Below are 15183 nucleotides of genomic sequence, written 5' to 3'. Positions count from 1 at the left end.
GTGAACGGCCCTCACAACCACCCCCTGCGAGCCGCTTCCGCACCCGCGCGGAAGCGGCTCGTCGTGCCGAGGGCCGCCATCAGCTCGCCGACCCGCCGGCTGTAGGTCCGCGCGGACATGCCGAGCCGGGCCGCCGCCGTCTCGTCCGTCAGCCCCGCGAGGAGGGCGTCGAGCACCGGCCGCAGCTGGGGCGGCAGGTCGTCCGGCGGCGGCGACGGGGACGGCACCGCGCAGGCCGCCGGGTCCTCGGCCAGCGCCCAGCAGATCTGGTGGGCCCGGACGAGGGCCTGCACCACCACCGGGTCGCGGATCAGCAGCAGTCCGTTGTAGAGCAGCTCCAGATCGAGCGGGATCGCCGCCACCGTCCGGTCGACGAGGATCATCTTGAACGGGATCGCCTCCACCAGCCGGGCCTGCCCGGGGACCCGGAGCCCCTCCCCGAGCCGGGGCAGCGCGTGCCGCGGGATGATCCTCCGCACCTCGTCGGCCCGCTCCGCCGCGGCCCGCATGCACGCTCCCGCCAGCTCCAGGAACGGCTCGGGGATCGCGTAGCCCGCGGACGCGACCGGATCGTCGAAGGTCAGCAGCTCGTGCCGGGTGGAGGCGGCCAGCCCGGCGAGCGCGGCACTGATGCGCCGCGCGCCCCGGACCGGACGCCCCACGGGTCGCCGTCCCTCGGCCGCGGCCCGGTTCATCGCCGAACGGGCGAGCATCACGGAGCCCGCGCTCTCTGCCACCGCTGACCACCCCCGCCGATCGATGTCCACTCCATGTACGCATGTGACTGCACACGGTGACAACCCCTGTTGAGAAGGATGGCGAATCCATGCCACCGGAGTTCACCCGTGTCGCCGTTGCCGCATCGAGATCCATCCGCAACCCCTTCGACTGCTCTTTTCGGGACCCCGGTTCGTCACATTCACAAGTGCCGTACCAAGAGGGGGAGATGGAATGGAACGAAACGAGACGCGTGGGATCCGGCCCCGCCGGCCCCGGGTCCCGGCCGTGATCGCGGGGTTGCTCGCCGCCGGAATCGTCCTCACGGGCTGCGGCGCGTCCGGCGACGGGGGCACCGCCGACCGGAGCGCGAAGGAGGGCGGACGCGCGGCCCCGGCCCCGCCCGACGGCGGACGCACCGCCCCGGCCGCCCCCGACGCCGGGCGCACCGGGACGGCCGCCCCCGGGGAGGGCGAGCAGCGGTCCCCGTCGCCCGCGCCCGACTACCTGTCCACCTTCGCCCTGGACGTCGACACCGCCTCGTACGGGTACGCCCGCCGCGCCCTCGCCGACGGGCGGCTGCCCGATCCGGCGACCGTGCGCCCCGAGGAGTTCGTCAACAGCTTCCGCCCGGACTACGAGCGCCCCGCGGACGACGGCTTCGGGGTCACCCTCGACGGCGCCCGCACCGGCCGGGACGGCTGGTCCCTGGTCAGGGTCGGGCTCGCCACCCGGGGCGCGGACCGGAGCGGCGCCCGCCCGCCCGCCGCGCTCACCTTCATCGTCGACGTCTCCGGCTCCATGGACGAGCCGGGGCGGCTCGACCTCGTCAAGGAGTCGCTCGGACTGCTCGTCGGCGAGCTCCGCGACGACGACTCGATCGCGCTCGTCACCTTCAGCTCCGAGGCCGAGACCCGGCTGCCCATGACCCGCGTCGGAGAGGCCCGCGGCCGGATCCGCGAGGTGGTCGGCTCCCTGGGGACCGGCGCGTCCACCAACGTGGAGGCCGGCGTCCGCACCGGCTACGACACCGCCGTCGCCGGACACCGCGAGGGCGCCACCAACCGGGTCGTGCTGCTCTCCGACGCGCTCGCCAACACCGGCTCCACCGAGGCGGAGACGATCCTCGCCCGCATCGACGAGGAGCGCCGGAAGTACGGGATCACCCTCTTCGGCGTCGGGGTCGGCAGCGAGTTCGGCGACGCGTTCATGGAGAGGCTCGCCGACCGGGGCGACGGCCAGACGACGTACGTCTCCACCGCGGCGCAGGCCCGCAGGGTCTTCGTCGACCAGCTCCCCGCCCACGTCGAGCTGCGCGCCCGCGACGCCAAGGCGCAGGTCGCCTTCGACCGGCGGACCGTCGAGAAGTTCCGGCTGATCGGGTACGAGAACCGGGAGGTCGCGGACGAGGACTTCCGGAACGACCACGTGGACGGCGGCGAGATCGGGGCCGGCCACACGGTCACTGCGCTGTACGCGGTCAGGACCAGGCCCGGGGCGACCGGGACCGTCGCCACCGCCACCGTCCGCTGGCTCGACCCCGCCACCCGGGCCCCGCGCGAGCGCTCCGGCACCGTCGCGACCGGCGCCCTGACCGCCGACATCTGGGGCCCCGGCCACGACAGCCTGCAACTGACCGCCGTCGCGGCCTACTTCGCGGACGCCCTGCGGGGCGGCGGGCTCCCGGGGGCGCCGGGGCTCGGGACGCTCGCGGCGCGCGCCGACGCGATCGCCGGGCGGTCCGGCTCGGCGGTGGTGCGGGAACTCGCCGAGTCGGTGCGGAAGGCGGAGACCCTGAGCGGCCCGTCGGGGGAACCGTCGGAGCCGGGCCGGCCGGGGGAGGGGGAGCTCCGCCCGGGCGACCCGTACAGCTGACGCGCGCCGGCGGAGCGGGGCGGGCGGCGCAGCCGCACACGCGCCTGAAGCGCCGCCGCGCACGCGCCTGAAGCGCCGCACACGCGCCTGAAGCACGCGTCCGAAGCGCACGCCTGAAGCGCGCGCCCGACGCGCGAAGCGCCGCCGCGCACACCTGACGCCCGGGGCGGGCAGCGGGACACCATGGGCCCATGGCCACCCTGCTGCTCGCCCCGGCGGTCGTCTGCACCGGTCTCTGCGCCGGTTTCATGCTGGTCTTCCTGACCGGGGTCATGCCCGTGCTCGCCCGTCTGACGGGCGACGGGTTCGTCACGGCGATGCGCCGGATCAACGAGTACGTGCCGAGGGCCGTGTTCCTCACCGTCCTCCTCGGCGTGATCGCCTTCCCCGCCGCCGCGTTCCCCGTCCCCGTCGCCGGGCGCACGGACGCGCAGACGTGGTGCGTCCTCGCGGGGCTCGCGTGCGCGGTCCTCAACCACCTGGTCGCCCTCGGCGGCAACATCCCCCTCGACAACACCCTGGCGCGCGACCCCGGGGGCGATCCCTCGGCGGCCCGGGCCGCGTTCGAGAACCGGTGGAACGGTTTTCACCGCGCCCGCACGGTCCTGATCACCGCCGCGTTCGGCCTGTTCACGGCCGCCGCCGTGCTCCGAAGCCCGCCCGAAACATCCGTACCGTCCCTTCCGGAACCGTACCGGGGCGTCTGTTTGTGGCGCGAAGTCGCGGGTCGGCACCCCTCCGCTCCCCGCGAAGGACCCCCAAAAGCATACCCCCGAGTCCGGAAACAGACTTTCGCCACGGGTCGATTATCGGCCGCTGGCGGAAACTTGACGCGCCCAAAGACGGACAAAGAGGGTGGATCACCCCGATATCCCGGGAGGTGATTCCGTACCCTCCGGTTTCTTATTGACATGCCTACGGGGGTCTTTTCTAATCATCGAGAGTCATCCCGCGCGCAGACACCGCACAGGCACTGAGGGGGCAAGGTGGACGTCCGGATTCTGGGGGGGCTGTCGGTACGCGAGAACGGGGTGTCGATCACCCCGACGGCGGCCGCGCCCCGGCAGCTCCTCGCCCTGCTCACGGCCAGTGCCGACCAGGTCGTCCCCGTGACGGTCCTGACCGAGGAGCTGTGGCCGTCCGGCGCGCCGCGCGGCGCCCGCGCGGAGCTCCAGGCCCACATAGCCGGGCTGCGCGCCCTCGTCGACGGCGCGCTGCGCGCCACCGCCCCCGCCGACCCGCGGGCCGGCTGGTCCGACCGGCGCACCGCCGACGCGGTCCTCGTCTCCCAGCCCGGCGGCTACCGGCTCGACACCGGCGGCGGCGCCCACGACGTCTGGCAGTTCGAGCGCGCGGCCGGCGCCGGCTACCGGGCCATGGAGGCCGGCGACCTCCAGCGCGCCGCGCTCCGCCTCGGCGAGGCCCTGGCCCTGTGGCGCGGCGACCCGTACGCGGGCGTCGCCGCGGGCCCCCGCCTCCGCCGGGAGATCGAGCGCCTCGAAACCTCCCGGCTCAGCGTCCTCGACCAGTGGCTCGAAGCGCAGCTCGGCCTCGGCCGGCACGCCGAACTCGTCCCGGAGCTCACCGGACTCGTCTCCCGCTACCGCACCAACGAGCCGCTCCACGCCCACCTCATGGTCGCCCTGCTACGCTCCGGCCGGCACGACGAGGCCCTCACCGTGTACGAGCGGCTGCGCCTCGCCCTCAAGGCGGAGAGCGGCATGGAGCCCTCGGCGCGGCTGCGGCGCCTCCAGCGCTCGGTGCTGGCCGTGCGGCACACCGGCGAGCGTCCCGCCCTGGGCCTCCGGGTCCCCACCCAGTACGCCCCGCCCCGCCCCCGGCTCGTCCCCGCGGGCTCCTTCGGCTGACGGCCGGGCCGCCCCGGACGGCCGGTCCCGGACGACCACCGGACGGCCGGCGGCCGTCCACCACCCGGCCCCTCCCCGGCACCGGAGGGAATGAAGTGCCGCAACTCACCGTTGACCGGCTTCCGAAGCCGAATTAGTTTCGGCGGGCAGGACGGGTTTCCTCCGAGGTGCCCCGTTTCGCTCGACATACGGGGGACTCGACCATGACCACGTACGGCGCCGACGGAGCCGGTGGTGCCGACGCGCTGCTCACGGTCCTCGAACTCCTCGCCCGGCAGGCCCCGCCCGCCCGCTTCGACGCCCTCCTCGACGAGGCCCGCCGGGGCGGTCTCGGCCGCGAGGACCTCGGCCGTCTGGAACGGGCCGTCGTGCTCGCCGGCCAGGTCCACGCCGAACGCGCCCACGACGCGCGCCGCGAGGCCGGACTCGACGCCCTCACCGACACTGCCCGCGACCTGACCCTCTCCTACGACCTCGACGGCCTGCTGCACGTCATCACCCGCCGCGCCCGCCGGCTCCTCGGCCTCGACCTGGCGTACGTCACCCTGCGCGGCCCGCACGGCGCCTGCTACGTCCACACCACCGAGGGCACCCTCCCCGGCCGCGCCGGGGGACCGCGCCTCGCCCCCGGCCTCAGGATCGCCGAGGGGTACGGGCTCGGCGGCGCCGTCCAGCTCCACGGCGAGCCCGTCTGGACCCCGGACTACCTGGCCGACGAACGGTTCGCCCCCTCCGGCTCCCTCGACGCGGGCGTCCACGCCCCCGCCTTCGACGAGGCCGCCGAGGCCGCCCTGCGCGCCGAGGGGCTGCACGCGATCGTGGCCGCCCCGCTGCGCAGCGGGGAGACCGTCATCGGCACCCTGTTCGGGGCCGACCGGCGCGTCCGCCACCACACCTCCGAGGAGATCGGGCTCCTCGCCGCGCTCGCGGACCTGGCCGCCCTCGCCGTCGAGAAGGCCGGCCTCCTCGACCGGACCCGGGCCGAGGTCTCCGAACTGGAGCGGGACAGCTCCCGGGTGCGCACCCGGCTCACCCGGATGCGGCACGTCAGCGAGGCCCACGGCCGCATCATGAACCTCGTCCTCGCGGGCGGCGACCTGTGCAACGTCGCCAAGGCCGCCGCCGACGCCCTCGACGCGAGCGTCCTGATCCGCGACCCCGGCGGCCGGACCCTCGCCCTGATCGGGGAGGTCCCCGGCCTCGACGAGGAGGCCGTCCAGGAGGGCGTGGAGAAGGCCTCGCTCGACGCCCACGCCCGCCGCCGCCCGGTCCTCGCCGCCGCCGACACCTGGGTCGCGCCGGTCATCGCCGGCTCCGAGGACCTCGGCGGCCTCGTCGTCCACGCCGACGGAGGACTCACCGGCGAGGACGAACGGCTCCTCGAACTCGCCGCCCAGTCCGTCGCCTTCCTCCTGCTCATGCGGCGCTCCACGGCCGTCGCCGAGGGCCCCGTCCGCGACGAACTCCTCGACGACCTCATCGCGGACCCGCCGCACGCCCCGCAGCAGATCGCCCAGCGGGCCGGCCGCCTCGGCGTCGACCTGCGCCGCCCGCACGTCCTCGTGCTCGCCCGGCCCGAGGGCGGCGAGCAGGGCCGGGCGGTGGTGTGGGCGTCCTCGTACGCGTACCGCCTCTCCGGTCTGAAGACCGTGCAGGGCGGCTGCCTCGTCCTGCTGCTGCCGGGCGACGACGCCTCGGCCGCCGCCCGGGCCGTCGCCGCCGAGCTGTCCCCGCTCCTCGGACACCCCGTCTCCGTCGCCTCCGCCGGACCCGGCTGGAGCCCGGACGCCGTCGCGCGGATGCACCGGGAGGCCTGGCGCTGCCTCGACGCGATGAGCGCCCTCGGCGGCACCGGCTCCGCGGCCTCCGTGCGGGACCTGGGCTTCCTGGGGCTGCTGCTCTCCGACGACAACGACGTGGACGGCTTCGTGGAGTCGGCGATCGGGCCCGTGCTCGACTACGACGCCGAGCGGTTCACCGACCTCACGCACACCCTGGAGGCGTACTTCGCCTCGGGCGGCAGCCCGACGAACGCGGCCGAGGCGCTGCACGTCCACCCCAACACGGTCTCCCGCCGCCTGGAGCGGATCGGCGACCTCCTCGGGCCCGAGTGGCAGAAGCCCGGCCAGGTCCTGGAGGTGCAGCTCGCGCTCCGGCTCCAGCGCACCCGGGAGGTCCTGGCCCGCGGCCGCGTCGCCCCCGAACCGCTCCGCCCGCCGGAGCGCGGCGCCTGAGACGGGCCGGAAGCCGGCGCGGGGCCGGGACCGCCCCGTACGAGCCGGAACCGGCCGCCCGCCGGGCCCGGCCCGCCGGACGCGGCCGACCGGGTCCGGCCGCCCGGACTCAGCTCGCCGAGCGCCGCGAGCCGTAGCCGGAGTCGTAGCCCGCGTCCCACTGGGTGGCCAGGACGGTCGCCGCGTGGGCCGCCGAGGCGAGGGTGATGTGGCGGTGCCAGCCGCGGAACGAACGGCCCACGAAGTCCCGCAGCCCCGCCTCCTCCCCGACCTCCGCGAAGTCCCGCTCCACCCGGCGGACGAGCTTGGTCAGCCGCAGCAGGGTGCCCACCTGAGAACCGGTCAGGTCGCTGATCCACACCCGGGACGGGGCCCGCCGCGGGTCGTCCCACTCGCCGAGCAGCACGAGCGGACGCATCCGCTCCCCGCCCGGCGTCGGCAGCGCCACCCGGACGGCCGTGGCGAGCGAGGTCCGCGAGGTCCGCACGCCCCCCACCGTGTCCACCCAGCTCACCGGCCGGCGCAGCCCCTTGAGGGACTCCAGTATCTGCACGGCGGACAGCGGGCCCGCCCCGAAGCCGGGCAGCGAGCGGTCCGCGATCGCGAGCCGGGAACCCGGCCCGATCCGGGCCACGACCGGCACCCCGGCCGCGGCGAGCCGGGTGAGGGCCGCGCGGCCCGCGCCGCCCCGGATGTCGATGAGGACCGGCTTGCGGGTGACGTCGGACCAGCGGGCGGTGTCGAGCGCCGCCGAGACCGCGCACTCCTCCAGGGTCTCCTCGCCGGCCTCCTCGGGGACCTCCGCGCGGTCGCGCCGCGTGCGGTCGTTCACCCAGGGGTCCGGCAGGAAGAGGCGCCAGTTGACCGGGACGCTCAGGTCCTCGCCCGCGAACCACACGCCGAAGGCCTGCTGCCCGTGGAAGACCTGACCGCGCTCCGGGTCGAAGCGCCGGTCCACGCCCACGGAGTGCTCCCCGGCCTTCGGGATCGGCATGGGCCGCACCACCCAGGCCTGCGGGCAGCCGTTCCGCTCCAGGTAGCGGCCGAGCGCGGCCCGCATGGGCTGCCAGTCCCAGGTGGAGCTGGAGACGAAGTGGTGCAGGCTCTGCTCGGCCGCCGGGCCGCCGATCTGCGCGGCGATGTTGCGGATCGACTTGCGGCCCTGCGCGGTGAGCAGACCGTGCAGGTACTGCTCGGCCTTCAGGCGCTGGTCGCGGCGGGCGAAGCCGGAGAAGAGCGCGGAACACAGCTCGGCGTAGACGTCCTCGCGCGAACCGGCCGCGCCGACGGACCTGGCGGCGCCCAGGGGGACGGCCGGGGCGACGATCCCGGTGGTGGCCCTGCGCTTGGTTGCGACGGATGTACTCACGAGACTCCTGCCCGAAGGTTGCGCAGCTCCTTCCCGCTGCACCACCACCGTCGCGCCCCACCCCCTCCGGGGACGAGGTGTACCCGGCACCCGAATCGGCCGCCGGATGGTGGCCGGACCACCGCCCCCTCCTTCCGCGCAGGTCACAGCCCTCCCCGCGGCCCCGCCGCGGGCCCCCGTGGGACTCGCGGGAGACCTTCGGGAAGGCCCGGGGGGATCTGACAGACTCGGCGGCCGGGCTTTGACCCGTCGCACTGCGTGGCCGGACCATCGCAGAGCGAGGCGGCACGGGCCGGTCCGGTTAATGCCCCAGGCCGGGAACCGGGCCCGTGCGCCTCGCCCCGACGCACGCGCCGTTCAGGAGCGCCGCCGGCTCAGGCGGTGATCCAGTCGTCGGTCGCGATCACCGGCCGCACGCCCTGGCGGTGCACGGTGCCCTCGATGAGGCCGTACATCCGGTCGGCCGCGAAGTACACCTCGTTGTCGTTCTTCAGGCCGAACGGCTCCAGGTCGACCAGGAAGTGGTGCTTGTTCGGCAGGTTGAGCCGCACCTCGTTGACCGTGGGGACGTGGTCCAGGACCCGGTCCGCCATCGCGTGCAGGGTCTGCTGGAGGGAGTGGCTGTACGTCTCCGCGAACGCCTCCAGCATGTGCCGGCGCACCTTTCCGTACGAGCGGTCCCAGTCGTGCTCCGGGTCCGCCGCGGCCGCGGCCGCGTTCGCCCAGCGGGCGGTCACCTTGGTGGCGAGGATCCGGTCGTACGCCTCCTGGAGCGTCGTGTACCGGTCCTTGACGAAGCCGTGGAACTCGGAGTTGGTCGAGTTCATCACCGTCAGCTCCTTCAGGCCCGACATGACCTGGAGGCCGGTGGACTCCGAGTGCGTGACCTGCGCGGTGCGGACCTCCTGGCCCTTGCGGACGAAGGAGTGCTGCTCCTTGCGCGTCGGGACCGGGATCCGCTCCCAGGCGAACTCCTCGACCCGGATCTGCGCCTCGTGGACGGCCGGCTGCGAGGTCACGAAGTGCCGGGCCAGGTGGATCGCGAAGGCCTCGGGGGAGGCGACGCCGTGCTCCTTGGCGAAGGCGTAGACCGTGTTCTTGGTGGTGTCGGTCGGCAGGCAGTTGCCGTTGTCGCCGGTCAGGTGCACGTCGCGGTACTCGCCGCGCAGCGCCACCGACACGTTCAGGTCGCGGATCTCGTGCCAGGCCCCTTCGTCGCCCTTGCGGGTGACGGCGACGATCCGGTTCTCGGCCTTGCCGTACTGGTTCTGTGCCAGGACGTGGTTGCTCATCTGCTGCTCAGCTCCCGCGGGTACGTGGATACGGATATCCCGTACGCCCGGCGTCCAGCGTCCCCGTCGTCCCGAGGGCCCGCTCCCCGCCGTCCGGCCCGTGAACGGCGGACCGCCCCGGGACTGACGAGCATCCCGGTCCGTAGGTTTCGGCTCGAAGATATGTGCGTTCCGGCCGCCTGGCAATGGTCCGGCGCGCGCGGCGGCGGACCCGGTCGCCGGCGTGGGCACGGGGGCCGGGGCCGTCCGCCGGCCCGGGAACGGCGGGGCCGGGAGGGCGTCCGGCGGTCAGCCCGTGGGCAGCGTCCGGGTCTCGGCGGCCGGGAAGCCCTTGTCCCACCAGTGGCCGTAACGCCGGTACAGCAGCGGGTCCCTGGCGGCGAGGAGGCCGCCGAGCGCCGGGGCCTCGGCGGCCAGGCCCGCCCAGGCCCCGGCGGACAGCGGGTGGAAGGCCGTGGCCTCGATCCCGCCGTCGACCGGCCGCCAGACCCCGGCGACGTACCCGTCGACCAGGAGCGTCGGCAGCGTGTCGCCGTTCACCCGGATCACCAGCTTCCGGTACGCGGGCGGGATGATCCGGGAACGGTCCGCGTACGCGAGGAGGACGCTGTCCCACATGGCGAGGAGGCGCGGCGGGGCCGGGGCCTCCCCGTCGGGGAGCGGCGCGCCCGGGACGTCGTACAGCACCGTCCCGTCGGCCGACTCCAGCCGTTCGAGGCCCCCTTCCAGCGTCCGGACCGCCTCGCGGACCAGGCGCCGGGGCGCCGTCGTGAACTGCGCCATGTCCGCCACGGACGCCGGACCGAACCCCTCCAGATAGCGGCGGAGCAGCACGGCCAGGGCGGCGGCGGACGCCTCCGGGTCGGCGAGCGCGGGCCGTTCGGCCGCCGTGACGAAGGACTGCGCACTGCCGAACGCCCACGGCGGGCCCGTCGGCGCGTGCCACAGCGGCGCGTACTGCCGCACCGTCCGCCAGACCACGGGCGCCACCGGGCCGTCCCGGCCCCGTCCGATCAGCTCCCGCAGCTCGGCCCCGGTCCGCGCCTCCGAGGCGTGGGCGAGCAGGCCGGGCAGGAGCGCGTCGGCGTCGGCGGGCGTGAACCCGGCCGCCGCGAACCGGGGGTCGTGGAGGCGCCCGCCGCGCAGCGTCGGCTCCATGGCCTCCCGGAAGGTCCGGTAGTCGTCGGCGTGCACCTGGTGCAGGGTGAGCCGCAGCAGCGTCGAGCGGACCACCCGGAACCCGTTCTGGGCCTCGTCGAACCGCTCCGGCTCGAAGCCCGCGATCCGGTTCCACAGCGCCACGTACGGGGAGCCCGGCTGCTGCGCCTGGAGCGCCACCACCCGCCGCACCGCGTCCTCGACGCCGATCGGCTCGCGGGCGAGGAGCAACTGCCGGGCGAGGGTGGAGCGGTTGAGCGCGCGCGGGGTGATCACCATGGGGCGATCCTCTCTCGCGGAGAGGGTGTTTCGAACGTGTTATCGGATGAGGAGGGGCGGGTCCGGCGCGGGGCGGATCCGCGCGTTCACCCGGGGATCGCCCCGCCGTCGCGCCCGCGTCGCTCCGCGTTGTGGCCGGAAACAGACCATGGGTCCGCCGTCACCGGCGCCGTTCCACACATCCGTCCCCGTCTCCGTCCCTGTCTCCGTCTCCGTCCTCCACGTGCTCCGAGGGAGTTCCCCAGATGATTCCGCGCCTCCTGCGCCGCCGGCCCGCCGCCGTGGTCCTGCCGCTGTCCGCCGCGCTCGCCCTCACGGTGGTCGGAGGGACGGCGGACGGGACGCCGGCGCACCGCGGCCCCGACGGCTCCGCCGGACGCGTCGTCTCCACCGCGACCCTGCCCGACATCCCGCTGGCCGCGTTCGGCAACGGCATGCTCCCGGGCAGCGTCGCGGACGACCGGGACATCGACCTGGGCGGCATCGGCAGCGACCTGTTCCCGGCCGAGCGGCGCGGCGAGTACTGGACCGTCACCGACCGCGGACCCAACGGCCAGATCGAGATCGGCAAGGACAAGCGCCGCACCTTCCCCGTGCCCGGCTTCGACCCGGCCATCGTGAAGATCCGCGCCGTCGGCGGCCGGATCCAGGTCCTGAGGACCATCCCGATCACCACCTCCCACGGCGCCCCCGTGACCGGCCTGCCCAACCAGCCCGGCCGCGACGAGGCCCCGTACGCGTACGACGCCTCCACCCCGCTCCCGTACAACCCCGACGGCCTGGACACCGAGGGCATCGTGCGGGACCGGGACGGCAGCTTCTGGCTGGTGGACGAGTACGGGCCGTCGCTCGTCCACGTCTCCGCGAAGGGCCGGGTCCTCGCCCGCCACGTGCCCGAGGGGCTGGGCCTGACCGGCGCCGACTACCCCGTGGTCGAGTCACTGCCCGCGATCTTCCTCAAGCGCAAGGTCAACCGCGGCTTCGAGGGCCTCGCGCTGCTCCCCGACGGCGACCTCGTGCTCGGCCTCCAGAGCCCGCTGCTCAACCCCGACGAGGCCGCCGGCAAGGACTCCCGCACCACCCGGCTGCTGCGCTTCTCGCCGCGGAAGAACCGGGTCACCGCCGAGTACGCCTACCGCTTCGACCCGGTCGGCACCGTCGAGCCCGGCCAGACCAAGACCTCCGAGCTGAAGCTCTCCGCGCTCGTCGCCGTCGGCGGCGACCGCCTCCTCGTGCAGGAGCGCACCGACAAGTCCGCCCGCCTCCACGAGGTCCGCCTCCGCCGCTCCGACGACATCCTCGGCTCCGCCTGGGACTCCGGCGCGCGGCCCACCCTGGAGCAGCTCGACGACCCGGCGTCGGCGCGCGTGCCCGTCCTGCGGAAGCGCCTGGTCGTCGACCTCAACACGGTGAAGGGCGTCCCCGGCAAGATCGAGGGCGTCGCCGTCGAGGGCTCCTCGACCCTCGTCCTGCTCAACGACAACGACTTCGGCATGACGGACGGTCCCGGCGCCTTCGACGCGAAGGGGCGCCTGGTCGACAGCGGCGTGGAGACCACCCTCGTCAAGGTGCGGCTCGACCGCCCCGTCCGCTGACGTCCCGGCCCCCGGCCTCCGGCCCCCGGCCTCCGGCCCACGGCCTCCGGCCCACGGCCCCCGGCCCACGGCCCCCGGCCCTCGGCCTCCGGCTCCCGGCCTCCGGCCTCCGGCCCACGGCCCCCGGCTCCCGGCCTCCGGCCTCCGGCCCACGGCCCCCGGCCCCCGGCCTCCGGCCCCCGGCTCCTGGCCCCGGCTCCCGGCCCCGGCCCCCCTCGCCCCGGAGGCGCCCGCCCCGGATTCGCTCACGCGGCACTCCCCGCGCCGGACGCCTCCGCATCGGGTCGCTTCGCGCAGGCTCCCTCAGGGCCGGGCCCGGGGCCGGTCGTCGTCGGCGGTCCGGGGGAGCGCTTCCGGAGCAAGAGCCCCTCCCGTACGCCCGGCCCGCGCCAGCCGCCGGCGCCGCGTGCCGCCGGGGACGCGGTGGAGGCGGTACGAGCCGGGGGCGTCCGCCTCGCCGGCCAGGTGCCCGACGATCCCCGCGCACACCTTCTCCTTGAGCTTCGCGCCCAGGCGTCCGGCGACGTGGAACCGGACGGCGGTGTCGCGGCGGGCGAACTGGAAGATGCCCTCCTCCCGCCCGAGGCTGACGCACTGCCCGGCGAAGAGCTCGTTGAGGGGCTCGGGCCGTTCCCCCGCGATCCGGGCGAGCACCGTGTCGGCGGCCCGCGCGCCCAGCGGGATCGCCGCCTGGCAGCTCATCCGCAGCGGCAGGCCCGAGGGAGCCGCCGAGTCCCCGGCCGCGACGACACGCTCGTCGTCGACGCTGGTCAGCGTCTCGTCGGTGAGCAGGCGGCCCAGCGCGTCGGTGCTCAGCCCGCTGCGCGCGGCCAGGTCCGGCACGCCGAACCCGGCCGTCCAGACCGTCACCGCGCTCGGCAGCTCGCGCCCGTCGGCGAGCCGCACGGACGCGCGGGTCACCTCCGCCACCCGCGTGCCGGGGCCGTCGAGCACCGCCACCCCGAGCCGGTCCAGCCGCCGGGCGACCGCGCGCCGGCCCCGGGCGTGCAGGTACGGGCCGAGCACGCCGCCGCAGACCAGCGTCACGGCACGCCCGGCCTCCGCCAGCTCTGCGGCGGTCTCGATGCCGGTCGGACCGGCCCCGACGACCGTCACCGGTGCCGTCGCGGGCGCGGCGTCGAGCGCCGGCCGCAGCCGCTCGGCCTCCTCCAGGGAGGCGAGCGGCCGGGCGAACTCGGCGGCCCCCGGCACGCCCGGGTCGGCGCTCCCGCTGCCCACCGCGTAGACCAGGTGGTCGTAGCCGACCGCGCCGCCGTCGGCCAGCTCCACGCGGCGCCCGGCCGTGTCGATCCGCACGGCGCTGCCGACCACCAGCCGGACGCGCCCGCCCAGCACCTCCGGATAGCCGACGACGGCCTCGCCGGTCCCGCCCACCAGCTGGTGCAGCCGGACCCGGTGGACGAACGACGGGCGCGGATTGACCAGCGTCACCGTCACGTCGTCGCGCCGCGTCAGCCGGTTGGCCGCCATGACACCGGCGTACCCGCCGCCGATCACGACCACCTCGGTGTTCCCGGTCATGGTGTCTCCTCCGTTCACAGGGGGCGCCCCTTTCGAGGGGCTCGTCCTCTAGACACCGCGCGACGGTTTTTTGTGACATCACCGGCGGCTTGTGACGGGGATCACTCCCCGGGGGCGGCCGGGGCGGCCCGTGTCCGGCCGCCCCCGGTCCCCTTCAGGGCGTGCGCGAGGTGGTCGGCGAGGCGGGGCAGCCAGTCGGGCCGCGCGTTGCCGAGGAGGTGGTCGCCGTGGGGGACGGAGAGGTGGGTGCCGCGCGGTGCCAGGCGGGCCAGCGGCTCGCCGTTCGTCACGCCGGGGATGACGTCCCGCCCGCCGTCCACGACGAGGAGCGGCGCCGTGACGCGGGGCGCCAGGTCGGTGAGGTCCACGTGCCGGGTGAACTCCCGTGCCGCGTCGGCCCCTCCCGTACGCCGGGCCACCATGTCCCTGACCGGGCGCGGGAGTTCCTCCCAGTCGAGGCGGAACGGGCCGCTGACGGTGGCGACCGCCGCCACGCGCGGTTCGAGCGCCGCCGCCCGGGCCGCGAAGTACCCGCCCAGGCTGAGGCCGACGAGACCGACGCGCGGGACGCCGAGGGCGTCGACGACCCGGGCCACGACCTCCTCGTACTCCGGTACGAGGGTCGACGTCGCCGCGAGCGCGCCCTGCCCGGGGCCGTCCATCGCGAACACCGCGAGGCCTCTGGCGAGCAGCGCGGACACCAGGTCGAGGAACTCCTCCTTGGCGGAGTCGAGCCCGGGGACGACGATCACGGTCCCGGCCGCGTCGGCATCGTTCGCACCGGCATCGTTCGCACCGGCATCGTTCGCGCCGGTATCGGGAGTGCCGGTATCGGGAGTGCCGGTACCGGACGCGCCGGCATCGGGCGCATCGACATCGGGAGTGCCGTCGGCGGGCGCGGGGGAGCGGGGGAGGCGCAGCAGGCCCGTGAACCCCTCCCCGCTCAGCCGCCGCGCCCCCGGCTCCAGGAGCGCGAGCGCCCGGCCCAGGGCGTCGTCCGCCGCGGCGGCGGCGCGGGCCGCCTCCGCGTACGGCGCCAGGGTCGCGGCGTGGAACCACCGGGCCGCCGCCAGCAGGTGCGTGCCCGCCGAGGCGGACGATCCGGCGTCCTCGGCGCGCCTCAGGTGCTCCTGCCCGGTGCGCAGGAAGGCGGGGCCCCAGTCGGCGACGGAGGCGAGGCCGTCGGTGACGCGCCGGTACTCGTGCGGGTCGAGGCCCGCGCCGGTCGCGCGCGTCCACTGCATGGCGGCGAGA

The 15183-nt window shown here is 75.6% G+C and carries 11 protein-coding genes; 5 read left to right on the top strand and 6 right to left on the bottom strand.

Annotated elements, in window-relative coordinates:
• Positions 1-11: 11 nt before the first annotated feature.
• Positions 12-737 (bottom strand): DNA-binding response regulator, encoded by a 726-nt coding sequence (locus ACIQKA_RS10100; RefSeq protein WP_402540597.1) that lies wholly within the window; start codon positions 735-737, stop codon positions 12-14.
• Between the two features lie 214 nt (positions 738-951).
• Here ACIQKA_RS10100 and ACIQKA_RS10095 point away from each other — a divergent pair, with 214 nt between their 5' ends.
• The 4 genes from ACIQKA_RS10095 (at position 952) to ACIQKA_RS10080 (ending at position 6694) form a co-directional block, all read left to right on the top strand.
• Positions 952-2592 (top strand): von Willebrand factor type A domain-containing protein, encoded by a 1641-nt coding sequence (locus tag ACIQKA_RS10095; RefSeq protein ID WP_402540596.1) that lies wholly within the window; start codon positions 952-954, stop codon positions 2590-2592.
• Between the two features lie 191 nt (positions 2593-2783).
• Positions 2784-3476 carry a DUF1772 domain-containing protein gene (locus ACIQKA_RS10090; RefSeq protein ID WP_402540595.1) on the top strand — a complete coding sequence of 231 codons (693 nt, stop codon included), beginning with the start codon at positions 2784-2786 and terminating at the stop codon, positions 3474-3476.
• 102 nt (positions 3477-3578) lie between these two features.
• Complete coding sequence (locus tag ACIQKA_RS10085) at positions 3579-4460, top strand: BTAD domain-containing putative transcriptional regulator (protein WP_383428871.1); 882 nt, start codon at positions 3579-3581, stop codon at positions 4458-4460.
• A 203-nt stretch (positions 4461-4663) separates the two neighbouring features.
• Entirely contained in the window at positions 4664-6694 is a 2031-nt protein-coding gene (locus ACIQKA_RS10080; protein ID WP_391092714.1) for a helix-turn-helix domain-containing protein, read from the top strand.
• A gap of 109 nt (positions 6695-6803) precedes the next feature.
• Here ACIQKA_RS10080 and ACIQKA_RS10075 read toward each other — a convergent pair whose 3' ends face one another.
• The 3 genes from ACIQKA_RS10075 to ACIQKA_RS10065 all read right to left on the bottom strand — a co-directional run bounded on the left by ACIQKA_RS10075 (position 6804) and on the right by ACIQKA_RS10065 (position 10792).
• A complete protein-coding gene (locus ACIQKA_RS10075; protein ID WP_383149647.1) occupies positions 6804-8063 on the bottom strand; it encodes an IS701 family transposase in 1260 nt (419 codons plus the stop codon).
• A 374-nt stretch (positions 8064-8437) separates the two neighbouring features.
• Positions 8438-9355: a factor-independent urate hydroxylase gene (gene pucL, locus ACIQKA_RS10070; RefSeq protein ID WP_402540593.1), complete on the bottom strand. Its 918-nt coding sequence runs from the start codon at positions 9353-9355 to the stop codon at positions 8438-8440.
• Positions 9356-9643: 288 nt separating this feature from the next.
• Positions 9644-10792, bottom strand: coding sequence for a winged helix DNA-binding domain-containing protein (locus tag ACIQKA_RS10065; protein WP_402540592.1), 1149 nt, complete (start codon positions 10790-10792; stop codon positions 9644-9646).
• Positions 10793-11037: 245 nt separating this feature from the next.
• Between ACIQKA_RS10065 and ACIQKA_RS10060 the strand changes: the two genes are divergently transcribed.
• Positions 11038-12387 carry an esterase-like activity of phytase family protein gene (locus ACIQKA_RS10060; protein WP_402540591.1) on the top strand — a complete coding sequence of 450 codons (1350 nt, stop codon included), beginning with the start codon at positions 11038-11040 and terminating at the stop codon, positions 12385-12387.
• 303 nt (positions 12388-12690) lie between these two features.
• Here the strand turns inward: ACIQKA_RS10060 and ACIQKA_RS10055 are convergent, their stop codons facing one another.
• Both ACIQKA_RS10055 and ACIQKA_RS10050 read right to left on the bottom strand, forming a co-directional pair.
• Positions 12691-13929, bottom strand: a complete 1239-nt coding sequence (locus ACIQKA_RS10055; RefSeq protein ID WP_383149654.1) for an NAD(P)/FAD-dependent oxidoreductase — start codon at positions 13927-13929, stop codon at positions 12691-12693.
• 101 nt (positions 13930-14030) lie between these two features.
• Entirely contained in the window at positions 14031-15173 is a 1143-nt protein-coding gene (locus ACIQKA_RS10050; protein ID WP_402540622.1) for an alpha/beta hydrolase family protein, read from the bottom strand.
• Between the last annotated feature and the right edge of the window lie 10 nt (positions 15174-15183).

This window comes from Streptomyces sp. NPDC092045 (genome assembly GCF_044756005.1).
In the GTDB taxonomy this organism is placed as follows: Bacteria; Actinomycetota; Actinomycetes; order Streptomycetales; family Streptomycetaceae; genus Streptomyces.
Note: the sequence above shows the minus strand (reverse complement) of the source record. Positions and strands in the feature narration are given on the sequence as shown.